The organism is Pseudomonas sp. RA_105y_Pfl2_P56, assembly GCF_963970845.1.
GTDB classification, from domain to species: Bacteria; Pseudomonadota; Gammaproteobacteria; order Pseudomonadales; family Pseudomonadaceae; genus Aquipseudomonas; species Aquipseudomonas baetica_A.
Genome location: NZ_CAXAPL010000045.1, coordinates 20,119 through 46,925, shown reverse-complemented (window position 1 = coordinate 46,925; position 26,807 = coordinate 20,119). Strand labels below are relative to the sequence as shown.

Genomic DNA, 26,807 nt, shown 5'->3' with positions numbered 1-26,807 from the left:
GGTCTGGACAGACAAGAAACTGGGAGCCGATGGGCACTGTGATGTTGAACCCGGATCGGCAGCAGCAGACCGAGAAAAGAGCGGCATAGTTAGACGGCGACGCGACAACAACCTTGAAAAACGCCGCCGCTGGTAGCACCCATGCCAACGGTATTGTTTGGATCATCATGTTCGTCAGTCCTAAAAGCGGTCTCCTCAATATGGTAGACCTTCGGTTCTTCCGAAAAGTATCCCTCTAAGCCCATCATGAACAGCCGATGGTCTTCACTCGCTTCGAAGCCCGGCGTGTGATCTTCGAGTGATTGCCATCTCACTATCAGGTTGAACAGCTCGGGGCTTTCGATCCCTTGCGCTAGCAAGTGGCCGCCGTAGCCCTTTGCGCGGCTGAGCAAAGGAGCGACCTCGGCAAATGCACATCTGAACTTATCAATGTGTTCTTTGTGTACGGGGAGCAAAGCAATTTCATAAATCATGGCGTGCCTTTAAGTGAGTTCAACGGTTAAAAATACGCACTTACGGGATGAGCCTATGGCTCGACTGCGATCGCGATTTTTCCTTGAATGCCGTTGTTGGGACTCTCCAACCGGGCATGGGCGAGCGCAATGTCGGCAAGCGAATAGACAGCGCCAACGTGTGGCCGCAGCTGACCGCGCGCTACCAACGCGCTCAGTTCATCAAGCTTGCCGCGGTTTTGCCTGGTGAAAACGAAGTGATAACTCGCGTTCTTGCCCCAGGCCTGAACGACGTTTTGTGGCAGTGCAATGTCCACAATCGTGACCACGCGGCCAAGTTGTGCGAGCACGTCGGGGCTACGCGACAGTGTGTTGCCGCCGATGGTGTCAAACACGACATCGACTCCGCGGCCACCTGATTCCCGGATGATGGCGTCGACGTAATCCTCCTTTTCGTAGTCGATGACCACATCGGCACCTAAACTTCGTGCGAACTCGGAGTTTGCCTCGCGCACGGTCGTGTACACCCTTGCCCCCATGGCTTTTGCCAGCTGGATCGCCACATGACCGACTCCCCCCGCGCCACCGTGTATGAGGATGCTTTCCCCCACTCTGAGCGCTGCACGCACGACCAGTGCTTCCCACGCCGTCCCACCAACCAAGGTCAGGCTTGCCGCCTCAAGATGGCTCAGCGAGGGAGGCTTCTTCCCGACAATGCTTTCTGCAGCGACGTGGTACTCGGCATAACTTCCTGGCCCGTCAAATATTTGCGGGGTGTACCAGACTTCGTCTCCTGGTACGAAGGTCGTCACACCTGGCCCAACTTCTTCGACAACGCCAGATACGTCGTGTCCGGTAATGGCCGGCAGTTGCACCAGGTCGGGATAATCGCCACGTCGAACCTGGTAATCCAGTGGATTGATGGAGGTTGCGTGTACCCGGACCAGGACCTGTCCCGTGTGTGGCACGGGCTTGGGCACGTCGCAGAGTTCGAACGATTCAGGACCGCCAAATGATTTAAGTATCATCGCTTTCATAGTAAATCCTCGTATCTACAAAAAGGAATATCGAGATATCTAGATATATTGCGGTAAAAAAATTACAGATCTTTCCCAATGATCTCGGCAAGAGCACTGATGGTTGCCTCATTTCGTTTGTAGTAGGTCCACTGACCGATGCGCCTTACTTCGACCAGGCCCACTCGTTGCAACGTGGCAAGATAACCGGACACCGTTGACTGCGACAGTCCGATACCTTCTTGAATACTACTGACGCAGACTCCGACCGTGAGAACGTCACCTTCATCCTGCGGAGGGAAGTTCTTTGCGGGATCCTTCAAACCTTTCAAGATTTCAAGACGCGTAGGGTTTGAGAGGGCTTTGAATATTTCGATCAATTCCATAAGCTTAGGGTATCGAGATTTATCGATATGTCAATACGGGAGATTAGAACAATTTTGAACTTCGAATTGCCAACGGTTTCGTTGGCTAGACCGAGTGTCCGCTTCTGGCCGTTCTCTGCCGATCATGGTTACAAAGCGTGCTGGTCAAATCCGATGCGATCGGTGGTCAGGTCGAATGCAAACGGGTGGTCAAGTGGAGTGCAATTTCGCAGACAAAAGAGGCGGTCCGACAGGCCTCTACGATCAAGGCAAATTATTGGGCTTCAACCGCGGTATATTTTCTTGGCATCGTCGGCATCGTCGTTGCGACTTATTACGCCAATCAGGCCAACGTCATTGTAGCGATTCAAACGACTCTATCGGCGGTTCAAGCAGGCAAGGTTACCCCTCCACCTGACCCCGCGATGTTGCCATTACCGATCACGCCACCCTAAAAAACGGCCTTCAAAAGAAGGCCGTTTTTGTGGGCGTTAAACACTCGTTTATGGCATCTGCGGCAACTCTTGCGGGCGCAAGTCAAACACCAGCACTTCGGCATCCACGCCATTGCTCAAGGTCAGCACCTGCTCCTCGCGAACCCGCACGCCGTCACCTTCCTGCAACCGCTGGCCGTTCAGTTCAACGCTGCCACGCGCCACATGCACATAGGCGTAACGGTTGGCCGGCAAATCCAGCGTGGCGCTCTCTTTGCCATCGAACAGCCCGGCGAAGACTCGCGCATCCTGGCGCACGGTCAGCGAACCATCACGGCCATCCGGCGAGATGATCAGTTGCAGGCGACCGCGTTTTTTCTGCGCACTGAAATGCTCCTGTTGATAGCGCGGTTTGGCGCCGCCGACGTCCGGCACGATCCAGATTTGCAGGAAGTGCACAGGCTTGGTCGCCGAATGGTTGAACTCGCTGTGCGCCACGCCACTGCCGGCGCTCATCAGTTGCACATCGCCGGGGCGAATCACTGAGCCTGTGCCCAGGGTGTCTTTATGTTCCAGCGCGCCTTCGAGCACGTAGGAAAAGATCTCCATGTCGCGATGTGGGTGTTGGCCGAATCCTTTGCCGGCGGCAACACGGTCATCGTTGATCACCAGCAGATCGGAAAAACCCTGTTCACGCGGGTTGCGATAGCTGGCGAAAGAAAAGGTGTGGTACGACTTCAACCAGCCATGATTAGCGAGGCCACGATCGGAGGCTTTACGAAGAGTCAGCATGATGAAATCTCCTTGCGGGACGTGAATTCGTCCGAGTGAGGAGAAGGTTACTGGTTACTTTGCGATGCAATAAGTAGATGAAAATTGAAATACTGTCCCTCTCAGGTTGACAGTTTTGCGGTTCAGTTCACGCATTCTTTTTTAACGACTTCGCTGTACTTGGCCATAATGCTCACTCTGCCTCATGCCTTTCATTTTTGCTCTCAGTGAAGTCTCCCCATGAAAACCGTGGCAATGGTGTTGTTCCCCGACTTTCTTCTGCTCGACATGGCCGGGCCGCTGGAGGTGTTTTCGGTTGCCAACCGGTATTTGAAACCGCAACTGCATTATCAATTGACCACCCTTGGCACTGAACGCGGCCCTCTGCGCGCATCCAACGGTGTGCAAGTGCTGGCCGACTGCTCTATCGAAGACGCACCGCAGCGCTATGACTTGTTGCTGGTGCCCGGTGGTCCCGGCGCTTACAACGAAAAGCCTCCCGCATTGCTCGCTTGGCTAAAAGAGGCCGTCCCGCGCGCCGAGCGCTACGGCTCGATCTGCACCGGCGCGTTCATTCTTGGGCATGCCGGATTGCTCGACGGTTATCGCGTCACCACGCACTGGAATTACACCGAACGCCTGATCAAGGCATTCCCGAAGGCGAGCGTCGCGACCGATCAGATTTTCATTGAGGATCGCAACCTGATTTCCTCGGGGGGTGTCACTGCCGGCATCGACCTTGCGCTGGCGTTAGTCGCCCAGGATCACGGCAAGAAGCTGGCTCAGGATGTCGCCAAAGTGTTGCTGGTGGTGATGAAACGGCAGGGCGGGCAGGCGCAGTTCAGCCCATTGATGGCGGCAGTGGCGCCCCAGGAAACCCCGATCACGCGGGTGCAGACTTACGTGCTCGAACACCTCGACGAAGCCTTTAGCGTCGAACGCATGGCTCATTTGGCGAACATGAGTACGCGGCACTTCGCGCGGATTTTCGCCCGTGACATCAATATGACTCCCATGGAATTCCTGCAGAGTGCGCGCATCGACTGTGCGCGCAACCTGTTGGAAACCAGTGACCTGCCATTGAAAACCGTGGCCTACAAGAGCGGTTTCGGCAGCGTGCGGCACATGCGCTTGTTGTTCGCTGAAAAGCTCGGTCTGACGCCTGTGCAGTACCGCGAACAGTTCAGCTAGAGCCATTGTGTCCGTCACGCGCACTCGTATGTCCGTGATGCGCCCTGTGTGGTGGTTGTACCGTCAGCCGGGACTGCCAAGATAGCGGGTATGAACAACCGCCACGATGTGAACCCGGCGTCGGTGCTGTATTTCGGCCCCTACGCGTTTCATTTGCGCCAACGGTTGATCCTGGAAGGGGATCGGCCACTGCGTATGGGCGGGCGTGCGCTGGACATTCTGCAGGTGCTGGTCGAGCGAGCGGGGCGCGTGGTCAGAAAGGAAGAGTTGATTGCGCGGGTCTGGCCGACGTCAGTGGTTGAGGAAATCAACCTTCGCGTTCACATCGCGGCACTGCGCAGAGCATTGGGTGAGGGTGAGAAGGGGCATCGCTACATTGTCAATGTGCCGCAATGCGGCTATCGCTTCGCGGCGCCGGTGCACGGTGACAGCGCCGGGCAAGTGGTGTTCGAAGGTCTGCAAGCGCCCCTGCACAACTTGCCGGCGCGACTGACGCCGGTCACGGGTCGCGATTCATTGGTGGGCGCCATGGTGCGGCAATTGCCGCTGTGCCGGCTGATGACCGTGACCGGCCCGGCGGGCGTCGGCAAAACCACGGTCGCGTTGCGCGCGGCAGAGTTGTTGCTGGAGCATTTTGGTGACGGCGTGTGGCTGGTGGATCTGTCTGTGATCGACGAGCCCGCGTTGCTGCTCGATCATCTGCTGCAAACACTCGAAACCGATCTCGACGCGCTATCTCGCCGCCACACCTTGCTGGTGCTGGATAACTGTGAGCACCTGCTCGACGCTTGCAAGGCGTTGGTTGAACGCTTATTGGACGCAGCGCCCAGGCTGTCGATTCTTGCGACCAGTCGTGAAGCCTTGCACGCCAGCCTGGAGACCGTGCAACAACTGCCGCCGCTGGCCATTCCCAAATCCACGGCACTGAACAGTGTTGCAGAAGTCATGGGTTATTCGGCGGTGCAGTTGTTTGTCAGTCGTGCCCGCGCGCGGCAGCAGGGATTTACGCTGCGCGAACAGGATCTCAACGCTGTGCGTGACATCTGTCGGCGACTCGATGGTTTGCCGCTGGCGATTGAACTGGCAGCGGCACACATCGATGCTTTGGCGATGGTCGGGTTGCAGGCCCAACTCGACAACTGTCTACAGATGCTCAGTCATGGTCGGCGCACCGCCGTGCCTCGTCATCAAACCCTGACGGCCGCGCTGGACTGGAGTTATCAGCACCTGAGCAAGCAGGAACAACGGGTGTTGCACCGATTGTCGGTGTTCCAGACGGCGTTTGCCCTTGATGCCGCGTTGAGTGTGATCAGTTGCGCACAACTGCCGCCCTCGATGCTGGCCTTGATGATTGAGCGGTTGGCGCAGAAATCGTGGCTGGTGGTGGTGCGGGGCACCGGCGGGCTGCGCTATCGCATGCTCAACACCACCCGGCGTTATGCTCGCGAACGACTGGAACGCAGTGGTGAGTCGAGTGATTTCGAACACCGCCATGCACGCAGCCTAAGCCGCAGCCGTTGGCCTTCAGACTCGCAGTTGACTGCTCAACTCGTCGAGTAGCGAGCGCACCTTGCGCAAGTCCGGCGTGGCGTAGCCTTCGGTGAAGCGTTGGTAGATCGGGTTCAGCAGATCCAGCGCTTCGCGGCAGCGGTTTTGCCGTTGCCACAGTTGGGCCAGCGACGTGGCGCTGCGCAGTTCCCAAGCCAGGGCGCCCTGGGTTTGGGCGATCGAGAGTGCCTGTTGCAATACTTCTTCTGCCTGGCGGGTATTGCCGCCCGAACACCCTGATTCTTCAGCCAACAACCGATCCGCGCGAGCGCGCAAAATCTCCGCTGTACTCCAACCCGCTGCGCCGCTTTGCGCGCGTTCAAGCAATGCATCATCAACAAATCCGCTGTCCAGGGTCACCATGACTTCTCTGACTAGACCGCTGCTCTGCAACGGCATTGGCGTAGCGCTATCCGCGTCGATCACCTGCGCGTAGTGCCGTGCCCACGTATAGAACAGCATGACCGAATGCTTCTGTGCCTGCTCCAGCAACAGATGCAGCAGCGCACGGGCGTTTTGCCGGTCACCGTTGTAATGAGCAATCAAACAACTGGCCAGCGCCAAGGTGTAACAGATCGAGGTGCCGTGGTTGATCTGCACGGCAATATCCAGCGCCTGTCGCGCGGTGCGCCAGGCTTGCTCCGGGAAACCTTGCAGCCACAGCACACGGGCGAGCACTGTCAGCGAGGCGACGCTCTGGTCGTACTGCACGCCAAAACCGTGGGTAAAACGGTTGAGGTGACCGCTGTGTGCCATCCGTTCGATCACCTGCTCGGCATGAATGCGCGCCTGCGTCTGGTCGCCCGCGTAGTGCAGGGCCAGCACCCGCAACCGGTGCATGCTCAGCGACAGCAGCGGGTCGCCATGCAGGCCAATGCGGTCGAACTGCTCGCTCTGCTCCAGCGCTGCCTGGTAATGACCGCAACTGAGATTGACCGCCATGTGTCCGGACACCGCCCGCAGTTGCCCGGCGATATCGTCGTGTGCTTGCGCCAGCGTACGGGCGTCGACGAAGGCTGCGATGGTTTCCGGGGTGCCGCCCCAGGTGTGGTAGCAGGCACTGCCGAGCGCCAGTTTCAGAGCGATTTTCACACGCGGACAAGGTTCGGCGGCCTTGTCGAGCAGGGCCAGCGCCCGACGCACGTAACCGCCGTACTCCTTGAGCAGCGACAACTCTTGCCACAACGGTGCCGAGGTCGCGGCCAGATAAATCCCCACTTCATTGGGCCCGGCACCGTTCAGGCTCCAGTCCAGCGCAGCACGCAAGTCTTCGAGACCGCGTGCATAGCGTTCGATCCACAAAGCGGTCGAGGTGCTCTCCCAATCACTTTGCGCTTGATGCATCAGCGCCAGGCAGCGTTCGGCGTGGCGTTTGCGGGTGTCGGCAAGTTCCGCGCAGTGGTCGAGTTTTTCCAGGGCGTAGCGCCGGGTGGTGTCGAGCAAGCGGTAGAACACCTCTTCATCACCGACCTCGACGTTGAGCAGAGATTTGGCGACCAGTTGTGTGACGGAGCCAAAGACCTCGTCGGGTTCAATGTGCTGACCGACAATCACGGCGGCAGCGGACTCCAGTGTGAAACCGCCACGAAAGACGCCCAATCGTCGCAAGCAAGTCTGTTCGCAAGGCGTGAGCAGATTGAAGCTCCAGTCCAGCGTCGCGCGCAGGGTATGGTGGCGTTCCAGGCTGCTCTGATTACCTGCTGGCGAGGCGGGCAGGCGCCCCTGCAATTGGCTCAGCAAACCGCTCAGCCCCAGTTCGCTGACTTGCGCCGCCGCCAGTTCCAGTGCAAGCGGAATGCCATCCAGCCGTCGGCAGATTTCAATGACATGAGGCAACTCGGCATCCTGCAACTCGAAGCTCTCGTGAGCGGCAAGGGCTCGTTCGACAAACAGTTGCAGTGCCGAAAAGCTCAAGGCTTGCGCACGATCGAGCACCGCAATCGGCGGCGGGTAATCCAGGCATTCCAGGCGCTGCACATACTCGCCTTCGGCGCGCAGGCTCTCTCGGCTGGTGGCCAGAATGTGCACTTGCGGCGCACCGCGCAAAATGTGCTCGCTGAGCAGCGCTACGGCATCGATCAGGTGTTCGCAATTGTCGATCACCAGCAACATTTGCCGTTTGCTCAAGCCTTCGATCAACCTGTTAAGCGGTTCGCCATCGTGCAGCGACAGGTCGAGCAAGGTCGTCAGGTGCGAGCAGATCATTTGTGGGTCGTTGATTGGCGCCAGGTCCAGCAGCCGGATACCGTCCTGGTAGCGGCCGATCATCTGTTCGGCCACACGCAGGGCCACGGTGGTTTTGCCGATCCCGCCGGGGCCGACCAACGTGATGCAGCGCTGACGTGGCAGTTGGGCCACCAAGCTGTCGACCAGTGGCTGACGGCCGATCATCCGTGTGCGGCGCAGCGGCAGGTTATGCCGGGTGCCGCTATCGGCGAGCGGGCGCTGCCCGATGGACTCCAGCAGGGTCGGCGCGACAAAACTGTAGCCACGCTGCGCCACCGTGATGATGTAGCGCTGGCCGGCCTGGCCGTCGCCAAGGGCTTTGCGTAGCGCCGCCATGTGCACACGCAGGTTGATGTCTTCCACAACACTGTTCGGCCACACCTCGGCGATCAACTGCTGCTTGCTCACCACTTCGCCGGCGTTCGCCAGCAGGATCAGCAGAATGTCCATGGCACGTCGCCCCAGACGCAACGGCTGGTCGCCCTCAAGCACCAGCCGTTGTCCGGGATGGATCCGATAGGGGCCGAAACCGATGGCCTGATTCGGGGAAAGACTCAACAGCTCACTCCTGCAATGTTTTTATGATCCTGCCCGTACTGTGCGAAGCCTTTGTGACGAGCAGGGCGGAGGAAGAGAACAGCGCACGCAAGCCCTCTAATCCGCAGTATCGGGACATATTCCTCAGGTTCTTGCCTGCGTGCAACGTGCAGAAGGACGGCCTCGATGAACGCGAAGCGGCGCAACCCCCGTTTTTACGGACTGCCATGTTCCAAGCCGCGTCTTCAGGCGCGCCACAATTAACAACGATTAACTCGTCTGTGTCCGGTCTAGCCCCAAAAATCCAATCAGACAAGTTCAGCGACAGGCACCGGCCTGCTGGCTGCAATGGAATGCACACGTCCGGAGGACGGCGCAATGAGCAACGTGGTGGTTGTCTATCACAGCGGCTATGGGCACACGCGGGTCATGGCCGAAGCCGTGGCGCGAGGCGTCGAACGGCATTTGGGCAGCACCTGTCGGTTGATTGCGGTAGAGGAAGTGGATGCCCATTGGGATGAGTTGCATTACGCCGATGCGATCATCTTCGGTGCGCCGACCTACATGGGCAGCGCTTCGGCGGGGTTCAAGCAATTCATGGAGGCCAGCGCGGCGTTCTATCTGGCCAAACCGTGGCGCGACAAAATCGCCGCCGGGTTCACCAACTCGGGCAGCCTGTGTGGCGACAAGCTCAACACGCTGCTGCAAATGGCGGTGTTTGCCGCGCAACATTCGATGATCTGGGTCGGTCTCGACCTGCTTCCGGCGCGTTCAGCGGCCGGATGCTTTGATGGGCAATTGAATCGTCTCGGCAGCTCACTTGGCGCCATGTCGCAATCCAATGTCGAACAGACGCCCGACCAGGCGCCACCGCCTGAAGACCGGTGCACAGCGGCGCACTTGGGCGAGCGGGTCGCGCGTTTGGCGCAGCGCATGGCGCAAACGTGAGCCCCACCCTACAAAGCGATGCAAACGCTTGCGACTGGCGCAGGCTGCGATCGTTTGATTTTGCTGCCTTGCGCCTCACGACAGCGCCAGGCGAACGGATTGATCCCCTCGCTGCGGGTGAAGATGTGACAGAAGTGCGCCTGATCGCAGAAACCGCATTCCAGGCTGATTTGCGTCAGGCTCAAGTCGGTGTGCAGGATCAAAAGCTTGGCGCGGGCGATGCGTTGGGTGCGGATCCATTCTTGCGGTGAAAGCCCGGTGCTGCACTTGAACGCCCGGGAAAAGTGACTGCGCGACAGCGAACACGCTTGCGCCAGTTCCGTGACTTCCAGACTGTCGTCCAGACGCTCCAGAATCAACTGTTTGACCCGCCGTTCGCGTTGCGGACTGAGACCGCCGAGGCGCGGTGCGTGAGGTTCGCTGGCAGGGGCGAGGGCGACGCTGTGTTGTACGTGAACCATGGCCAATGTCCGTGTCGGTGGGGAACGCACGTTCGGCACTTTCCCCCAGGTCAAAAAAACAACGTTTCGCTGAGGGTTTCATTGTTGGGCGGGGCCAGAGGGCTGACGAGTTAAACGTTGTTAATTGCGCCGCGAAGCGTTGAACTCAGCACATCGCTGCAAGTCAGCCTGTGGCAGATCGGCGAAGATGATGAAGACGCCGGGCGCGTCCGCGTGTCCGCTGATGTTGGAGGCACGCAGAGTGGCTGTCGGGGGTGTAAGGCCCTGACAAACCCGCCGCCAAAGTGCCGTTGATCGAGTAAAGTAAGTCGCACTCGCGCCTGACTGAACAAGACTTCCAAGTAAGGAACAGATGCTCATGAACCGTAACGATCTGCGTCGCGTCGACATGAACCTGCTGGTGATTTTCGAAGCCCTGATGTTCGAAAAAAACCTCACCCGGGTCGCGGAAAAACTGTTCATGGGTCAACCCGCCGTGAGCGCGGCGCTTGGTCGTTTGCGTGATCTGTTCGATGATCCGCTGCTGCTGCGCAACGGTCGCGCCATGGAGCCGACCGCCCGCGCCCTGGCCATTCTCAAGGAATTGCAACCGGCGATGGACGTCATTTCCGGCGCTGTCAGCCGGGCCAAGGAGTTCGAACCGGCGAGCAGTTGCGACGTGTTCCGCATCGGCCTGTCGGACGACGCCGAATTCGGTCTGTTTCCGCCGCTGTTGCGTAACCTCCAACAAGAGGCGCCGGGGATCGTTGTGGTCGTACGGCGTGCCAACTACCTGCTGATGCCGGCGTTGCTGGCCTCCGGCGAAATCTCCGTCGGCGTCAGCTACACCACCGACCTGCCGGCCAATGCCAAGCGCAAGAAGCTGCGCGACATCCCTTGCAAAGTCCTGCGCGGCGACGACCGCCCGGGGCCAATGACGCTGGACGAATACTGCGAGCGTCCGCATGCGATGGTGTCGTTCTCTGGCGATTTGAGCGGCAACATCGACCTGGATCTGGCCAAGCTCGGCCGTTGCCGTCGCGTGGTGCTCGGCGTGCCGCAATTCAGCGGCTTGCGCGCGTTGCTCGCCGGCACCGAAATGATCGCCACCGTGCCCGATTACGCCGCGTGCGCGCTGGTCGATGGCTGCGCTCTACGCGCTGAAGACCCGCCGTTCCCGATTGATGCCGCGCAACTGTCGATGGCCTGGAGCGGGGTGCATGACAACGACCCGGCCGAGCGCTGGCTGCGATCCAGGATCAGTCAGTTCATGTCGGCATCGCTGGACATCCCGCCCGCCTGACGCTGCACACCTTTCCTGAAAATGACACAACACCCTGTGGGAGCGGACTTGCTCGCGAAGACGTCGGATCAGCCAGCATCATCGTTGAATGACACAGCACTTTCGCGAGCAAGCTCCGGCAGGTCTCTTTAGTTCCTTTTGGTTTTTGCTCGATCTGAGAAGAGAGCACATCCATCCAATTTCTCCCCGCCCCGCATTGGCATTATTGAGTTCAATGACATTTAAAGGGTCGGGTCATGAATGCCTTGCAACGCGACGAACGGGCGCGCGACGTCGGTTTACTGTTTCTACGGATCAGCGGCGGTCTGTTTCTGCTGTGGGTGCACGGTTTGCCCAAGCTGCTGGACTTCACCGCGCAACTGCAACTGATCGAAGACCCGTTCCACCTCGGTGCCCACCTCACGCTGATTCTGGCGATCTTCGCCGAAGTCCTCTGTCCGCTGCTGATCGTCGCCGGTGTCCTGGCGCGATTGGCCTGCTTGCCTATTCTATTTGTGCTGCTGGTCGCGCTGTTGGTCGTGCATCCGCAATGGAGTGTGGCCCAAGGGCAGTTCGGCTGGTTGCTGTTGATCGTGTTTGCCACTGTGTTTATCGCCGGGCCGGGACGGCTGGCGCTCAATGTTCGCCTGTCCGGAGTGCTGCGTTATGCCTGATAGCCCCTTTCAGAATGCACCCGGGAGCGATGAGATTGTCACGCTGATCGTCAAGCATCGGGTCAAGGCCGGTTTTGAAAAGCCCTATGAGGCCTGGTTGCGCAATATCGTCAGTGTGGCGGGGCGCAGCGACGGGCATCTGGGGGTCGATGTGATGCGCAGCAAGCATGGCGGGCTGGATCTGTTCACCTGCGTGCTGCGGTTTTGCTCGACCGAGGCGATGCAGCGCTGGCTCGACTCTGAGCAACGCCAGGCCCTGATCAATGAAGCCGCACCGATGCTCGCCGACGGCGACCAGACCGAAGTCGCACCGATCAACGAGTTCTGGTTCTCCCCACTGGCCGATGCCGCGTCACCGCCACCGCGCTGGAAACAAGCGGTCATCACATTGCTGGTGATTCTGCCGCACACCTTGCTCGTGCCGCTGATCTGGGGGCCGCTGCTCAAGCTGCATCCGCTGCTTTCCAACTACGTGGTGGCCACGTTCCTGATCACCCTGACCATCGTCGTGTCAGTGGTGTACGTGTTCATGCCCCGCGTGACCCGTTTGTTCGCGCCGTGGCTGGAAGCCAGTCAGGCCCATGAACACATTGACCCCGACGAACACCCGTCACGCTGAACCCCATTCACTTTTGTCGAAGGAACTGCGATGAACGCTGATCTGATTCTGTTCAATGGCCAATTTCATACCGTAGACCGAACCAAACCGCTGGCCAGCGCCGTGGCGATCAAGGACGGTCGCTTCGTGGTCGTCGGTAACGACACCCAAGCCATGGCCCTGCGCGGCTCGGCCACACAAGTGGTCGACATGCACGGGCGCTGCGTCATCCCCGGTCTCAATGACTCGCACTTGCACCTGATCCGTGGTGGTTTGAACTACAACCTCGAACTGCGCTGGGAGGGCGTGCCATCGCTGGCCGATGCGCTGCGCATGCTCAAGGAGCAGGCCGACCGCACACCGACCCCGCAATGGGTACGCGTGGTCGGCGGCTGGAACGAATTCCAGTTCGCCGAAAAACGCATGCCGACCCTTGAAGAACTCAACCAGGCCGCGCCGGACACCCCGGTGTTTGTCCTGCACCTGTACGACCGCGCCTTGCTCAACCGCGCCGCGTTGCGTGTGGCCGGTTACACCCGCGACACGCCCAACCCGCCGGGTGGCGAGATCGTGCGCGATGCCAACGGCAACCCGACCGGCATGCTGGTGGCAAAACCCAACGCGATGATTCTGTACTCGACCCTGGCCAAGGGGCCGAAGCTGCCACTGGAATATCAGGTCAACTCGACCCGCCAGTTCATGCGTGAACTCAATCGCCTCGGCCTGACCAGCGCGATTGATGCCGGCGGCGGTTTCCAGAACTACCCGGACGATTACCAAGTGATCGAGCAGTTGGCCAAAGACGACCAACTGACCGTGCGCATCGCCTACAACCTGTTCACCCAGAAACCGAAAGAAGAGCTGACCGATTTCCAGAACTGGACCGGCAGCGTCAAGTTGCACCAGGGCGACGACTTCCTGCGGCACAACGGCGCCGGCGAGATGCTGGTGTTCTCGGCAGCGGACTTCGAAGACTTCCTCGAACCGCGCCCGGACCTGCCGCAAACCATGGAACAGGAACTCGAACCGGTGGTGCGTCACCTGGTCGAGCAGCGCTGGCCGTTCCGTCTGCACGCCACCTACAACGAATCGATCAGCCGCATGCTCGACGTGTTCGAGAAGGTCAACCGCGACATTCCGTTCAATGGTCTGCCGTGGTTCTTCGACCACGCCGAAACCATCACCCCGCAGAACATCGAACGCGTAAAAGCGCTGGGCGGTGGCATCGCGATTCAGGATCGCATGGCGTTCCAGGGTGAGTATTTCGTCGACCGCTACGGCAAGCAGGCCGCTGAAGCCACACCACCGATCAAACGCATGCTCGCCGAAGGTGTGCCGGTTGGCGCGGGCACTGACGCAACACGGGTTTCGAGCTACAACCCATGGACGTCGCTGTACTGGATGGTCAGCGGTCGTACCGTCGGTGGCCTGGCCTTGTACGAGGAAGGTTTGCCGCGCACCACCGCGCTGGAGCTGTTCACCCACGGCAGCGCCTGGTTCTCGTCCGAGCAGGGCAAGAAAGGCCAGATCAAGGTCGGACAACTGGCGGATCTGGCGGCGCTGAGCGCCGACTTCTTCCACGTCGAAGAAGAAGCCATCAAGTGGATCGAGTCAGTGCTGACCGTGGTCGGCGGCAAGATCGTTTACGCCGCAGGCGACTTCCAGGACCTCGGCCCGGCCAGCGTGCCGGTGCTGCCGGACTGGTCGCCGGTGGCGAAAGTCCCGGGCCACTGGCGCCAGAACGCGCCATTGCAGGCGCAAGTACACCAGTGCGTCGGCGCGTGCGCCGTGCACTCGCACAGCCATGAAAAGGCCCGCCTGTCGAACGCACCGGTCAGCGATTTCGCCGGTTTCTGGGGCGCGTTCGGTTGTTCCTGCTTCGCGTTCTGATCCTTACAACAAAGCGCCGACCCCGACGGTCGGCGTCTCACGCAACAACCATCCACCGAGGAGTTTCACATGAGCAACGTTCCTTACTCGCGCCTGAACAAAGACGATGCCGTCGTGTTGTTGGTCGATCACCAGACCGGTCTGATCTCGCTGGTGCAGGATTTCTCGCCGAACGAATTCAAGAACAACGTGCTGGCACTGGGCGACATCGCCAAGTTCTTCAAACTGCCGACCATCCTGACCACCAGTTTCGATGCCGGCCCCAACGGCCCGCTCGTGCCTGAACTGCTTGAACAATTCCCGGATGCGCCGTTCATTCAGCGTCCAGGCCAGATCAACGCCTGGGACAACGAAGATTTCGTCAAGGCGATCAAGGCCACCGGTCGCAAGCAACTGATCATCGCTGGCGTGGTGACCGACGTTTGCGTGGCATTCCCGACCCTGTCGGCGATTGCTGAAGGCTATGAAGTGTTTGTGGTGACCGATTCGTCCGGCACCTTCAACACCACCGTGCAGCAAGCGGCATGGGCACGCATGTCGGCCGCCGGTGCACACCTGATGAACTGGTTCGCCGTGGCTTGCGAGCTGCAAGGTGACTGGCGCAACGATATGGAAGGCTTGGCACATTTGCTCTCGGAACGCCTGCCGAACTACCGCAACTTGATCAACAGCTATACCAAGTTCACGGCCAAGTGATGAACTGAAAAATGCCCGCAAATTTGCGGGCATTTTTGTCTCTTCTCCGCCGCAATACTGCGTTGGCAAACGCTGTGGCGAGAGATTTCGCTTAGTTCAGATGAGTCTTGAGTTCAGCCGCTGCCTGACGTACTGCAGCCTTCACCTCAGGAATCTGACTCAGCGGGTTGAGCAGCCCGAAGTCATGAATCATCCCGTTGTAACGCACGGCGGTCACCGGCACACCCGCTGCATCCAGATGCCGCGCATAGCCTTCGCCTTCATCACGCAACACGTCGAATTCGGCAGTCTGCACCAATGCAGCGGGCAAACCCTTGAGTTGTTCGGCGCTGGCATTCAAGGGCGAGGCGTGGATCTGTGCACGTTCGGCCGAGTGGGTGGTGTAGTTGTCCCAGAACCACTGCATCATGTTTTTGGTCAGGAAGTGGCCCTCGGCAAACTGCTGGTACGAACCGTCGTCGAATTGTGCGTTGGTCACCGGCCACATCAGCAACTGGAAACGCAGGGCCGGGGTTTTCTGTTCCTTGGCCATTAACGCTACGACCGCCGCCATGTTGCCGCCGACGCTGTTGCCGGCCACCGCCAGACGCTTGCCGTCGACGCCGATGTCCTTGCCGTGCTCAGCCACCCATTTCGTGGCGACGTACGCCTGGTTGATTGCGGTCGGGTACTGCGCTTCCGGCGACGGCGTGTAATCGACGTACACCGCGACGGCGCCGGAGCCTACCACCAAGTCACGAATCAGGCGCTGGTGCGTCGGGAAGTCCCCCAACACCCAGCCGCCACCGTGGAAGAACATGAACACCGGCAACTCGCCTTTGACCTTGGCCGGACGCACCACTTTCAGGTTGATGGTCTGACCGTCGACGTTGATGGCCTTGTCGCTGACTTCCACGCCGGACAGATCAACCTTCACCGAAGCCTGTGCGCCGGTCAGCACGGCACGGGCGTCTTTCGGGCTCAGTTGCTCAAGCGGTTTGCCACCGCCAGCCGCGAGGGCTTCGAGGAAGGCTTGAGTGTTGTGTTCGACGCCGGGGCTGCCCGCGGCAAACGCGTTGCCGATGGAAAGAGCGAGGAGGGAAGCGGTCAGGGTTTTCTTGACGAGGGTCATGGTGGAAATCCTTTTGAGTGTTTTTAGGGGATGTGCCTTGATGGCGGGCTGCTGTGGCACTGGGGTTCAGGCCTCAGCAACACCGTGAGCACAGATTAGTGGGGTGCCGAACAGCGAAAAAGCGGCTATAAAGCGTTTAACTGTCCACCAGAGAGTGACAATGAACCCGTTCGAAGACATGCGTATTTTTTGCCAGGTCATGGACTCCGGCAGCTTCACCGCAGCGGCCGATCAGTTGGGCCTGTCCAAGCAGTTCGTCAGCCGTCGGTTGATGCAATTGGAAGAGCGCCTTGGCGTGCGCTTGTTGAACCGCTCGACCCGGCGCCTGGACGTCACGCCGCTGGGCCAGAGCTATTACGAGTCGGCGCTGCGGCTGCTCGGCGAAGTCGAGCAAGTGGAGCAGAGCATCGCCGGACAAACCGCCGAGCCGCGCGGGACGATTCGCCTCAGTGCACCGCTGTCGTTTGCCGTGGCGCATCTTGGATGCCTGCTGCCGGTGTTTTTGCAGCGCTATCGTGAAGTGACGGTGGAAGTGGATCTGAGTGATCGCCCCGTTGACTTGCTGGGCGAGGGTTACGATCTGGCGCTGCGCATTGGCGTGCTGGAAGACTCGACCCTGATCGCCCGTCGCATCGCCTCCATCGAGCGGGTGTACTGCGCCAGCCCCGCATACCTCGCCGAGCGTGGCACGCCGCTCAACCCCGAAGACTTGCACAGCCATGACTGCTTGCCTTACGGGCACGGCCGCTCGGTGCAATGGCGGTTCAATGCCGGGCAAGGCAAGCCGGTGTTGGTCAACGTCACCGGACGAATGCGCGTGAACAACGGCGAGTTGCTCAGGGACGCGGCGGTGCAGGGGATGGGGATCACTTACCTGCCAACGTTCATTGTCGGCGCGGCGCTGAAGGACGGGCGACTGGTGCCCGTACTGGATGACCTGCGTCCCGAGCCGTTGACGTTGTCAGCGGTGTATCCGCAGCATCGTCAGGCCTCGCGCCCGGTGCAGGCGCTGGTCGAGTTTTTGCGTGAGCGGTTGAATCCGAACTTGGCTACCAACCCCTCGTAGGGCTGTCGAGGGAAACGAGGCGGCTCAAAACAGCGGTATTTCACTATCACGATCTGTATTTCAATTCGGTATGTTTAAAGTTTGTTTTGAAAATCGGACGCTTCCCATAAGGTTTTCAGGTTGTCCGTCGGACGTCCCGTCTCTAGCCTGTGCACGTCGCTGCCAATTCAGCGACCAGGACTGGAAACCCCGATGGGTATTAGTGGCGCGTACACGCCTTTCATAACGTATCCGTGCGCACTTTGAACGCGTGCACTCCGTTATGGCGGCTGTGCGCGGGAGACCTTCGGGTCGACCGCGTCGCCGCTGCCCGGGTTTCCAACCTGCGTACAGCTGCCACCTCTTCGTCCGGAAACCGAATGGGGCAGCTCCAACTTTTCAGTGGAGCTCCACCAAAAAAATCTACGCCGAATCCCCCCGAAACAAATACCGATCCAACATCCCCGTACGCTATCCATCGATAGCAAAAAACTCCACGAAGCGGCCGACCGCGCCCTTGATCACTACCTCAATCCGAACGCTCACATCAGGCGTCCACTCGCACCCCCGAGCCCATGTACCTCGCCACCCCGGTGTACGACACCGAATCGCTGCTGGCCAATGCCAGCGAAACACTCGGCTCGGTCACCGAGATGCTCAACAACTTCGCCGCGATGCTCGAACCTCACACCGCAAGACCGCGCTGGGGATCGCGCAAATCGTCATGCTGAGCGAGTTGGCGGTCAATCAGACGCTGGATAACGTCCAACCCACCGCATAACCCTGTGGGAGCGGGCTTGCTCGCGAAAGCGGTGGTTCCGGCAAGGAGGATGCTGAATGTACCGACGCCTTCGCGAGCAAGGCCGATCCCACAGTCGTTGGCGGGCGACGGCTTACAAAGTCGCAACAACCACAATTGCCGGGCTGATCTAGACTCCGACCGCTCAATCAAGAGCATCGTGCGGAGTACGCCATGGAAGTGCCGAGCAATAAGAACGCTATCGAAAGCAATCGTCAGGCGTGGAACGATTCCGCCCGCCACCATCAGGACTCCCCTGACTGGCAGGCGCTGCTGACTGACGTCGCACAGGCAGGTTTCTCGTGCCTCGACGACACCTTGCGCGGCGTGCTGGAACAGGTCGGCGTTGACGGTAAAGATGTGATTCAACTGGGCTGCAACAACGGTCGCGAAAGTCTCTCGCTGTTCGCACTCGGTGCGCGGAATGTGGTGGGTGTGGATCAGTCGAGCGCGTTTCTCGATCAGGCCCGCGAGCTGAACAGCCGTTCAGCGCACAACGCCGAATTCGTTGAATGCGATATCCATCACCTGCCGGCGTCGTTGCAAAACCGCTTCGACGTAGCGTTGATCACCATCGGCGTACTGAACTGGATGCCGGACATCGGCGAATTCTTGCGCCACGTCGCACAGACCCTTAAACCGGGCGGGAAACTGGTGATCTACGAAACCCATCCGTTTCTGGAAATGGTCGATCCTGACGCCGAGGACCCGTTCCGCCTCGCCAGCTCCTACTTCCGCGCCGAACCGTTTGTGCAGCAAGAGCCCATCGTCTACGTCGGCAAGGTCGAGCAACCGGCGGCGAAGTCGTACTGGTTCGTGCACACCCTCGGCGCGATCTTCAGCGGCGCCATCGGGGCAGGGCTGAACATCGCGCACTTCAAGGAGTATGCGCATTCGAATCGGGAAGAACTGTACGACCGGTACCTGAATCAAGAGGCGCAGTTGCCGTTGTGTTTCACCCTGGTTGCCAGCAAGAGCTGACGCTGTCGCAGCCACTGGCCGCGAAGGCGGCACCAAAGCCGCCACACCTTTTGGGGTTGATTCAAGTCTGCGCCGCCGCACTCACCACTGGCCGCCCCGGTTTGCGCAGTAGCTCCAGGCGTGAGCCCTCGTAGCGGGTCTCACGGAAGAACCGCCACCGCCCAAACAAGCAGTAGAGGTGCGTCACGCGGCCCTGTTCTTGATAGCCCATACGAATGTGCAGTTTCATTGCCGGGATGTTGCGGGTTTCGCAGACGTCGACGACTTTGTTACAGCCCTGGGCGGCCATGGCTTCCCACAACGCCACTTGCACGTCCACCGACAGGCTGCTGCCGAAATAGGCGCGGGTCATTTCGCCGCCGAATTCGAAGAACTCGCCGGGTTTGACCGGGAAGTTGCAGCCGTAATAGTGGCGGTCGTGATAGTCGCGAATGCTGCCCCAGATGAACGCCACCGCGTGACCGTCGGCGTCGAGGTACATGTGCCCGGTGTGACCTTCGGCGGCGAGTTCGGCCATGGTCGCCACGCGGTCACCAAAATGCTTGGCAAACGCGCCGGCATTGTGCGGTGTGATATCGACTTTGCGCAGGCCCTCATAGGGGCGCAGCTTGTGCGGCGGCACCGGGCTGACCAGGTCACGTTCCATCCACAACAGTTCCCAATGGAAGAACACGTAGCGTTTCCACAACGTGCCGACGGTGTGGCTCAGGCCTTTTTGCTTGATGCGTTCACGCAGTTTTCCGATAACGTTCATGATGCCCTCTATGGCCGAAGCCAGTGTTGTGGATGTCGCTTTTTGTGGTTATAGATCAAGCCTTTACATGCCTTTCAGAGTGCCATTTTCGAAAATGCTGCAACGTATGCAAGTCAATCGAGTGCCGTGGCACCGCTTGGAAAGTCCTTGTTCAGGTCGGCGTAGCAAACCCGTGGAACGCCCATCAGCCGCTGCGCTAACACGCGGCTCAGGGATTCGCCGGGGTTGAGATACGCGTCACCAAAGTCGGCCCCGAGTTGAGTCGGATGGGTGACGATTTCCAGTACGCCGTCGGTCGGCGAGCTGCCGTTGCGCAAATCCACGGGGGTGCACACGTAGTCCGCCGTTGCGCCGGCCAGACGCTGCAAACGCCAATTGAGCCAACCTTTGAAAACGCGTTTGGGCAGATTGAGGTTTTGCCCCAGATTGCGCGCCAACCGAATCGGTACACCGTGATGCGCAGCGAAGCGCGCGACGATCTCGCCGATCGGCAAAATGTTGTGCACATGCTGGTGCGAGTCGATGTGACTGGGACGCACGCCATGATCGACGCAGCGTTGCCACTGCGCCTGCAATTCTTCATGCACCGCCTCACGGTCTTCGCGACTGAGCCACAAACGGTGGCGCGGCAGGTTGAGGTCGAATACGCCATGGCTGTCGCAGAACGTTCGGCGCTCCACAATCGTCCGGCTCAGCGGTCGCCCGTAAGTCAGGTTGAAGTGCAGCCCGACCCGGCCCTCAAGCAAGGGCTGCCGAGCCATGGTGCACGCGGCTTCGAACGCTGGCATGTTGGCCATGGCGGTGGCGGAACTGATGACCCCGGCCTGAAACGCCGCGAAGATCACCGCGTTTTCGTTCGGGCTGAGGCCGAAATCGTCAGCGTTGACTATGACTTGGCGAGGCATGTTCGCCCTCCGTGGTGATCGCGACAGGTTTGACGACAGGTGCAGGTTTGGCCGCACGTTTTGCCCGCCACCGTTGCAATGGCGGTTTGAGCCGGTGCCAGACACGTAATGCCAGACCCAGCGCCAGGCCACTCGGGCGCCAGGAATAGAAACTCCAGCGCCAGTGTTCCAGTTGCCCGGTCATGCGTTCGTGCAGTTGGTGGCTGGAGTTTTCCAGGCTGACCCGTGAGGCATCGATCCAGCGCCAGTGGTCGTCCAGGCCCCAGCGAATCCATTCCTCCAGCAGCACCCGGCCGCTGCCCAGATCGGCGTATTGCGGCAGGAAGGCGAGGTTGTAATCGTAGAGCCGGCCCTGTTCGAGCAAGCCCAGGCGATAGCTGATGCAGCGCCCGTTCAACTCCAGCGTCACCACCCGCACCAAGCCTTGGCCGGCGAGGGCAATGAAAGCGCGCTCGATCAGATGGCGACTGCGTTCGCTGGCGAAGATCCCGACGCCTTCGTCGCCTTTCCAACTGACCGCTTCGACTTCGCCGATGACCTGCAACAGCGGACCCATGCTGATCGCGTCCGGAATGATCCGCCGTACCTGAGCCCCGCACGCGGCGATGCGCTTGCGAGCCCGGCGCAGTTTGTAGCGTGGATCGCCGGACACTTCCTGATGATCCGCCTCGCTGATCAGGTGCACAGGCGCCCGACAACTGAGCCGTCGCTCGCCCGCAGAGCTGTGTGCCATCCATTCGGTGAGGCTACTTTCCTCACCGGCCGGCTCCGAGAGTTCGTTGAGCTGAAGCAGTGCATGGGGCAGGCGTTGGCGAATCAATACAAGGGCCTTGCGCATGTCCTCGCCGGCCAGCAAAGAGAGCAGGGCCAAGCGATCAGCCAACGGATACCCCAAGTGGTGCAACACCCGAAACCGCAACCCGGCGAAGCGCTCACGACTCGCCACCAGCGGTAGGCACAGACGCAATTGATCCGCCTCCCATCCCAGCAGGATGTGCAGGCGCTCACCCTCGCCAAGGGCCTGCTCGGCCGCACACAACCAGCCAAGGTTGTTGAACGGCGTGTGGTCCGTCACGCGCAGGCGCAGCGCTTCATACGCTGTTGCCGGAAAGTCGGCGGCGCACAATGAAGTACGCCATTCGAATCGCGTCGCCATGGGCTCAGGCCGCCGTTACTGTGACGGGTGGACGGGAAGGTTTGCGTAGCGCTTCCAGGCGCGAACCGCTGTAGCGGGTTTCGCGGTAGAAGTTCCAGCGACCGAACAGGGTGTAAATGTTCATGATCCGGTGTTGCTCGGTGTAGCCCATGCGCAGGTGCAGTTTGAGCGCCGGGATGTTGTGGAATTCGCAGACGTCCACGACCTTGTTGCAGCCCTGGGCGGCCATGGCTTTCCACAGCGCCAGTTGCAGATCCACCGACAGTTCGCTGCCCCAGTAGGCTCGGGTCAGTTCGCCGCCGAATTCGAAGAACTCGCCGGGTTTCACCGGGAACATACAGCCGTAGTAATGCCGGTCGAGATAGTCCCGCGCGGTGCCCCAGATGAACGCCACGGCGTCGCCCTGATCGTCCAGGTGCATGTGCCCGGTGTGGCCTTCTTTGGCCAGTTCGGCCATGGTGCCGACGCGGTCGCCAAAGTAGCGGGCAAAGGCACCGGTGTTGTCCGGCGCGATTTTCACCACCCGCAGCGGCGGGTAGGGCTTGAGGTTGTGCGGGGGGACGGGACTGACCAGATCACGCTCCATCCACAGCAATTCCTGATGAAAGAATACGTAGTGCTTCCAGGCCTTGCCGAAGGTGGCGCGCAGGCCTTTTTGTCTGATGTGTTCGCTGAGTTTTTGCACAATGTTCATGGTCTTGACTCCTGATGACGATGCATCGCGTGGCCCAGGCCAACGCGGCGGAACATCAAAGGACGGTTCATGACGCTCTCCAGCGGAGCGAGAACAGGGTTTGCCCCGGCAGGTCGAAGCGCACGCGTCCGTCCTTGCAGGCAAACGGCGCATCGCGGCTGCGGTTGTCGGCGCCGAAGTAGCGCAAGGCGCCATTGTTCAGCGGACACTGGGTGCCGCTCAGGTCTACACGTTGCAGGCGGGTGCCTTTGTTGACGCCCAGCAAGCCACGCTGCTCATCGCTGGACATCGCCAGCACGTCGACTTCAAACCCATCGTTGTCCAGCGCCAGGACGTTATGCAGCCAGTGTTGCGCGATGAATTGCTGGGCCAGACCCACTGGTTTGAGTTCGAAGCGTTGTTCATCGGCCGAGACGCGCAGCATGCCTTTGGGGTACTGCGGTTCATCGGCGGCCTGGAACCAGTTGAGCATGCTCAGCAAGCCGTCCTGGGAGGCGTTGATCACCACCGACGCCCACCACAGCGCGGCGTAATGGGTTTCCTGATCGTAGGGGCTGAGGCTGGAGCCGCTGGACAAATTGGTCTGATCGAGCAGCAAGGCTTTGCGTGGCTGGCCTTTGTCGTCGAGGCCAACGAGTTCGGCGGCGCGGCGTACGCTGTCGCGGTAGACGCGGGTGGCGAGCAGGTCGCGAATCATCCATTCGTGCCACGCCAAGGCGTCGACCTGATCGCCGGATTCGCTCAGCAAGCGCCGTGCCCAATCGATACCACGCTTGTCTGCCGCGTTGTCAGCGAACGGCCCGTTGACCAGTCGCGAACTGGCCGGCATGGCGATACGCACGCCAGCCTTGGCGTTCGCCGGGTCGCTGCGCACCTGCCGGGCCATGCTGGCGAAGATCGCCTGATACTGCGCGTAGCTGGAGTAGTTGAGGTTCGGTTCGTCGGCAAACCCGATGTAGTGGGTGCCTTTGCCGCCGAGCGTGCGGGTACTGGCGAGCCACGCATCAAGGCCGCTGTTGCTTTGTACGTCGGCGCGCAGATCAGCCTGACGCTGGCTGCCGGCGAGCAAGGTGATGTCCTGCTGGATGCCGAAACGATTCTGATAGAACTGACGGAACGCGTCCTCGAAATGCCGGTTCTTCGCCGTCACATCAACAAAGCTGTAGTAACTGGCGGCAGTGGGTTTCAGCGCATCGAGGGCGGCATAGCTGGTGGTGGGCGGCATCACATAGGGCAGGGCGATGCCCAGATCCGGCGTGCGCCCGAGCACTTTGTCGTGCAGGGTCAAGCGGGTCTGGCCGACGTCTTCGCGCAGCGGTTTGAGCTGTTGTGGATTCTGTGCAAACAGATTGGCCGTGCCGTCGAGCCAGAATGCGGCTTTGCCGCTGCCTTGCAGGCGCAGGCGCCAGACTTGTTCACGCTCACTGACCGGCAGCGCGACCTGATCGAACTGCCAATAGGCGCGGTACGGTTTCAGGGCCAGCGTCAGTGCCTGACCATCACCCACCCGTTGCGCCTGCAGCGCACTGACGCCGCCATGAAATTTACCGGCCAGCACCGCGCGCTCACCGGGCGCGACTTTGAAATACAACATGTCGCCGTTCTGGGCTTGAACGCTGAAGTGCACTTTGGCCGGGGCGAACAGCGCGACCGTGTGTTCATCGTGTTCTATCCGGTAATTGCGGAAGCTGTAGCCGGGGATTTCCAGTCGATAGCTGGCGGCGCCGGGCGCCAGACTCCAGCGCTGGCTACCACGGGTTTCACTGGCCTTGATGAACCTGTCACCTTGCAGTTTGCCTTGGCCGTCGAGCAGGTACAGATGCTCTTCGTTGGCATCCGCTTGCCACGCCGGGGTCCAGCGCACGGTCACGTTATCGGGTTGATCGGTTTGCAGGTACAGGCTGGCGTCGCGGATTTCGCCCCAACGCATCGACGCCGCGAAGGCGTCCAGCGAGAGGCCGAGACCGAACAGCAGGGCCAGGCCTTTCATGCGGCTTTGCGACGTTGCAGCATCAGCCACATCGGGGTGATGTCGCTGGGCAGGATGATCAGGGTTTGCCAGAACGGCACGCCGCTCAGACGGCAGTACAACACCAGCATCGCCACCGTGACGGCGAGATAGGCAATCGACGAAGCCGCCGCTGCGCCGACAATCCCGTAGGCCGGAATCAACACCAGGTTCAGCGCCAGATTGAGCAAGGCCCCCAGCCCCATCAGCAAGGACACCGTGCCGGGGCGATTTTTGCCCAGCAAGTCCAGACGCAGAATGCTCGCATAGCACAAACCCAACAGCCCCGGCAGTAACGTGAGCAGCGCCGGATAGGCCGGTTGGTAGGCGATGCCGAACAGGGTGACGATCAGCCAATTGCCGATCACCGCCATGCTCAGGCATGCGCCGAGCATCACCGTTGCGGTCAGGCGTAGCGCCAGCGGGGTGACTTTGTCCATGCCTTCGTCCTGTTGCAGCAGGCGTTTCATCAACGGCGTGGTCACCGCTTCCGGGACGATCAGCAGCAGTTCGGCGGCGGCGCTGGCCATGGCGTAATGACCCAGCGCGGTGCTGCCGAGCAGGGCGCCGATGAACAAATAATCCGAGCGCAAAATCACTTGCTGGAACAACAGGTCGGGATGGCTGCGGGCGCTGTAACGCAGCAGCTCTTTCTGGCTGGCGCGATCCCATTGCAGTTGCAACGGTTGCGCCCGTTTGAGCCAGACCCAACCGACCAGCACCACCAGGCTGATCCCGGCCAGCCAACTGATCAGTGCCGCTTCAAGGGCGGCGCTTTTCCACATCCAGAAAAGCCCGAGAAACATCAGCAGCGGTGCCAGCGACTCCACCAGGCGCAAGGCATTGAATGCGACCACGCCGCCGGACGCGTTGTGCAACGTCAGCAAGCCGCTTTTCAACACCGTCAGCGGCACTGCCAACAGCAACAGCCAGGCGAGCAGGCCAAGCTGCGTGGTCACATCCAGTTCACCGCCAAACTCGCGCACCAGCGCGACCACCAGCAGGGTTAACAGCGCCGCCAGCAAGCATCCGAAAACCAGCACCTGACTGAGCAACACCCCCAGCGGCCTTTGTTTGGCGGCCTGATAACCGACCGCCGAATTCAGCCCGCCACTGGTGGCCGCGCTGATCAGGTCGGGCAAGGTGCTGAGCAATGCAAACAGCCCGCGTTCACTCGGCCCGAGGATCCGCGCCAGCAGCACGTTGCGCAGTAAACGCAAGGCGATCATCGCCAGTTTGGTGCCCATGCTCAGCGCCAAGTGCTTGAGGTAGCGGCCTCGGCTCATGGTCGTGCTCCGCGAAATATCCGCCACGACAGCAGTTGCGGATTGCGCGCCGTGCGCTGACTGACACCGAAACGCGGCAGGTTCAGCGGATCGCCTTCACCGCGATAGAGGCCGGTGCTGGTGCCTAGCGCAAACGGATAATCGTGATCGGCAACCTGCTTGCGCACGCGCTCGTCGTTGTCGCCGTTGGGGTAGCAATACACCGGCAGCGGCCGGTTGCAGCCGTTGTGCAAGGCATCGCGGCTGCGGCTGATTTCTTCGCTCAGGCGCACATCGTCAAGGCCGGTAAGGATCGCGTGACTGGCGCCGTGGGGGCCGAAACGCACCAGACCTGAGGCTTCCATCGCGCGCACCTGATGCCAGTCCAGTGCCTGCGGTTGCGATTCTTGCGGGCACTCATCGGTCAGGCGTTCAAGTTCTTGCGGTGCCAGTGTCTTGAGCCCTTGCAGGTAATGCAGCAGTGCCAGGCTGCGCCGATCGACATCAATGTCATCGAGCAACACCGGCAGCGGATGGCCCGTGGCATGCAAGCGCTCGATCAAATGCATCCGTGCCTTGTCGCCGTGGCTGCCCCACAGGGTTTCGCCCACGGCCTCCCACCAAAAACGTTGACGGCTGCCGATGAAATCGGTCGAAAGGAAAATGCTCGCCGGCACCTGGTGTTTTTGCAGCAGGGGGAAGGCGTTGACCGCGTTGTCGCGCCAGCCGTCGTCGAAGGTCAACGCCACCCGTGGGCGTTCGGTGCGCAGGGAGTTGGGCTGAAGGATTTCCATCAGCGGTACGCATTCGAAGTGGCGACGCAGCCACACCAGCCAATGCTCGAAGGCCTTGGGCCCGACGCACAGCTCATTGCGGTGGGGCAGGTCGGCGGCGCGGTCGTTGGACAGCACCCGGTGCAACATCAGAATCACCCCGGCGCCCTGCAACTGGTTTCGGCCCACGGACGAGTTGAGATAGAGCCAGCCACTGGTGCTTTTTATCAATTGTTTGATCGCCATGG

The 26,807-nt window shown here is 60.4% G+C and carries 25 protein-coding genes and 1 pseudogene; 12 read left to right on the top strand and 14 right to left on the bottom strand.

Features of this window, described 5'->3' with window-relative positions; genetic code table 11:
- Positions 1-89: 89 nt before the first annotated feature.
- From AACY11_RS24050 to AACY11_RS24040, 3 genes are all read right to left on the bottom strand, one after another.
- The gene (locus tag AACY11_RS24050; protein ID WP_339495861.1) at positions 90-473 is read right to left on the bottom strand and encodes an antibiotic biosynthesis monooxygenase family protein; all 384 of its coding nucleotides are present in this window, start codon (positions 471-473) and stop codon (positions 90-92) included.
- 53 nt (positions 474-526) lie between these two features.
- Positions 527-1,489 (bottom strand): zinc-dependent alcohol dehydrogenase family protein, encoded by a 963-nt coding sequence (locus tag AACY11_RS24045; RefSeq protein WP_339432537.1) that lies wholly within the window; start codon positions 1,487-1,489, stop codon positions 527-529.
- A gap of 62 nt (positions 1,490-1,551) precedes the next feature.
- Positions 1,552-1,854, bottom strand: coding sequence for an ArsR/SmtB family transcription factor (locus AACY11_RS24040; RefSeq protein ID WP_017338400.1), 303 nt, complete (start codon positions 1,852-1,854; stop codon positions 1,552-1,554).
- A 137-nt stretch (positions 1,855-1,991) separates the two neighbouring features.
- Between AACY11_RS24040 and AACY11_RS24035 the strand changes: the two genes are divergently transcribed.
- Complete coding sequence (locus tag AACY11_RS24035; protein WP_339495860.1) at positions 1,992-2,288, top strand: hypothetical protein; 297 nt, start codon at positions 1,992-1,994, stop codon at positions 2,286-2,288.
- Between the two features lie 48 nt (positions 2,289-2,336).
- Here the strand turns inward: AACY11_RS24035 and AACY11_RS24030 are convergent, their stop codons facing one another.
- Positions 2,337-3,059: a pirin family protein gene (locus AACY11_RS24030; RefSeq protein WP_339495859.1), complete on the bottom strand. Its 723-nt coding sequence runs from the start codon at positions 3,057-3,059 to the stop codon at positions 2,337-2,339.
- A gap of 219 nt (positions 3,060-3,278) precedes the next feature.
- On the opposite strand from AACY11_RS24030, the gene AACY11_RS24025 reads away from it, so the two are divergent.
- Both AACY11_RS24025 and AACY11_RS24020 read left to right on the top strand, forming a co-directional pair.
- Positions 3,279-4,229, top strand: coding sequence for a GlxA family transcriptional regulator (locus AACY11_RS24025; protein ID WP_339465663.1), 951 nt, complete (start codon positions 3,279-3,281; stop codon positions 4,227-4,229).
- A 90-nt stretch (positions 4,230-4,319) separates the two neighbouring features.
- Positions 4,320-5,789, top strand: coding sequence for an ATP-binding protein (locus AACY11_RS24020; protein ID WP_339432533.1), 1,470 nt, complete (start codon positions 4,320-4,322; stop codon positions 5,787-5,789).
- Here AACY11_RS24020 and AACY11_RS24015 read toward each other — a convergent pair.
- The gene (locus AACY11_RS24015) at positions 5,754-8,561 is read right to left on the bottom strand and encodes an ATP-binding protein (RefSeq protein WP_339495858.1); all 2,808 of its coding nucleotides are present in this window, start codon (positions 8,559-8,561) and stop codon (positions 5,754-5,756) included. The two genes, AACY11_RS24020 and AACY11_RS24015, sit on opposite strands and share 36 nt — an antisense overlap.
- 357 nt (positions 8,562-8,918) lie before the next feature.
- On the opposite strand from AACY11_RS24015, the gene AACY11_RS24010 reads away from it, so the two are divergent.
- Entirely contained in the window at positions 8,919-9,488 is a 570-nt protein-coding gene (locus AACY11_RS24010; protein WP_339432531.1) for a flavodoxin family protein, read from the top strand.
- An 8-nt stretch (positions 9,489-9,496) separates the two neighbouring features.
- Here AACY11_RS24010 and AACY11_RS24005 read toward each other — a convergent pair whose 3' ends face one another.
- Positions 9,497-9,949, bottom strand: a complete 453-nt coding sequence (locus AACY11_RS24005) for an AraC family transcriptional regulator (protein WP_339432530.1) — start codon at positions 9,947-9,949, stop codon at positions 9,497-9,499.
- Positions 9,950-10,307: 358 nt separating this feature from the next.
- Here AACY11_RS24005 and AACY11_RS24000 point away from each other — a divergent pair, with 358 nt between their 5' ends.
- From AACY11_RS24000 to ycaC, 5 genes are all read left to right on the top strand, one after another.
- On the top strand, positions 10,308-11,231 hold the full coding sequence (locus AACY11_RS24000) for a LysR family transcriptional regulator (RefSeq protein ID WP_221729543.1): 924 nt from the start codon (positions 10,308-10,310) through the stop codon (positions 11,229-11,231).
- A 236-nt stretch (positions 11,232-11,467) separates the two neighbouring features.
- The gene (locus tag AACY11_RS23995; protein ID WP_339495857.1) at positions 11,468-11,884 is read left to right on the top strand and encodes a DoxX family protein; all 417 of its coding nucleotides are present in this window, start codon (positions 11,468-11,470) and stop codon (positions 11,882-11,884) included.
- Positions 11,877-12,503, top strand: coding sequence for an antibiotic biosynthesis monooxygenase (locus AACY11_RS23990; protein WP_339495856.1), 627 nt, complete (start codon positions 11,877-11,879; stop codon positions 12,501-12,503). The genes AACY11_RS23995 and AACY11_RS23990 overlap by 8 nt, the downstream gene beginning before the upstream one ends.
- A 30-nt stretch (positions 12,504-12,533) precedes the next feature.
- Positions 12,534-14,372, top strand: coding sequence for an amidohydrolase (locus tag AACY11_RS23985; protein ID WP_339432526.1), 1,839 nt, complete (start codon positions 12,534-12,536; stop codon positions 14,370-14,372).
- A 69-nt stretch (positions 14,373-14,441) separates the two neighbouring features.
- Positions 14,442-15,068, top strand: coding sequence for an isochorismate family cysteine hydrolase YcaC (gene ycaC, locus AACY11_RS23980; protein WP_339432525.1), 627 nt, complete (start codon positions 14,442-14,444; stop codon positions 15,066-15,068).
- A gap of 91 nt (positions 15,069-15,159) precedes the next feature.
- On the opposite strand, the gene AACY11_RS23975 is transcribed toward ycaC, so the two are convergent.
- Positions 15,160-16,179, bottom strand: coding sequence for an alpha/beta hydrolase (locus AACY11_RS23975; RefSeq protein WP_339495854.1), 1,020 nt, complete (start codon positions 16,177-16,179; stop codon positions 15,160-15,162).
- Between the two features lie 160 nt (positions 16,180-16,339).
- Here AACY11_RS23975 and AACY11_RS23970 point away from each other — a divergent pair, with 160 nt between their 5' ends.
- From AACY11_RS23970 to AACY11_RS23960, 3 genes and pseudogenes are all read left to right on the top strand, one after another.
- Positions 16,340-17,245: a LysR family transcriptional regulator gene (locus AACY11_RS23970; protein WP_221729549.1), complete on the top strand. Its 906-nt coding sequence runs from the start codon at positions 16,340-16,342 to the stop codon at positions 17,243-17,245.
- A gap of 359 nt (positions 17,246-17,604) precedes the next feature.
- Positions 17,605-18,005: pseudogene (locus AACY11_RS23965) on the top strand (DUF6124 family protein).
- 192 nt (positions 18,006-18,197) lie between these two features.
- Complete coding sequence (locus AACY11_RS23960; RefSeq protein WP_339495852.1) at positions 18,198-19,004, top strand: class I SAM-dependent methyltransferase; 807 nt, start codon at positions 18,198-18,200, stop codon at positions 19,002-19,004.
- Between the two features lie 61 nt (positions 19,005-19,065).
- On the opposite strand, the gene AACY11_RS23955 is transcribed toward AACY11_RS23960, so the two are convergent.
- The 7 genes from AACY11_RS23955 to AACY11_RS23925 all read right to left on the bottom strand — a co-directional run bounded on the left by AACY11_RS23955 (position 19,066) and on the right by AACY11_RS23925 (position 26,805).
- Entirely contained in the window at positions 19,066-19,758 is a 693-nt protein-coding gene (locus tag AACY11_RS23955; protein ID WP_339432521.1) for an N-acetyltransferase, read from the bottom strand.
- A 113-nt stretch (positions 19,759-19,871) separates the two neighbouring features.
- On the bottom strand, positions 19,872-20,663 hold the full coding sequence (locus tag AACY11_RS23950) for a ChbG/HpnK family deacetylase (protein ID WP_339495851.1): 792 nt from the start codon (positions 20,661-20,663) through the stop codon (positions 19,872-19,874).
- Positions 20,635-21,819, bottom strand: coding sequence for a GNAT family N-acetyltransferase (locus AACY11_RS23945; RefSeq protein WP_339465656.1), 1,185 nt, complete (start codon positions 21,817-21,819; stop codon positions 20,635-20,637). The genes AACY11_RS23950 and AACY11_RS23945 overlap by 29 nt, the downstream gene beginning before the upstream one ends.
- Positions 21,820-21,823: 4 nt before the next feature.
- Entirely contained in the window at positions 21,824-22,513 is a 690-nt protein-coding gene (locus tag AACY11_RS23940) for an N-acetyltransferase (protein ID WP_339495849.1), read from the bottom strand.
- A gap of 67 nt (positions 22,514-22,580) precedes the next feature.
- Positions 22,581-24,503: a hypothetical protein gene (locus AACY11_RS23935; protein ID WP_339432517.1), complete on the bottom strand. Its 1,923-nt coding sequence runs from the start codon at positions 24,501-24,503 to the stop codon at positions 22,581-22,583.
- Entirely contained in the window at positions 24,500-25,807 is a 1,308-nt protein-coding gene (locus AACY11_RS23930) for an oligosaccharide flippase family protein (RefSeq protein WP_339495848.1), read from the bottom strand. Before AACY11_RS23930 ends, AACY11_RS23935 begins: the two co-directional genes overlap by 4 nt.
- On the bottom strand, positions 25,804-26,805 hold the full coding sequence (locus tag AACY11_RS23925; RefSeq protein WP_339432515.1) for a polysaccharide deacetylase family protein: 1,002 nt from the start codon (positions 26,803-26,805) through the stop codon (positions 25,804-25,806). The genes AACY11_RS23930 and AACY11_RS23925 overlap by 4 nt, the downstream gene beginning before the upstream one ends.
- Positions 26,806-26,807 lie beyond the last annotated feature (2 nt).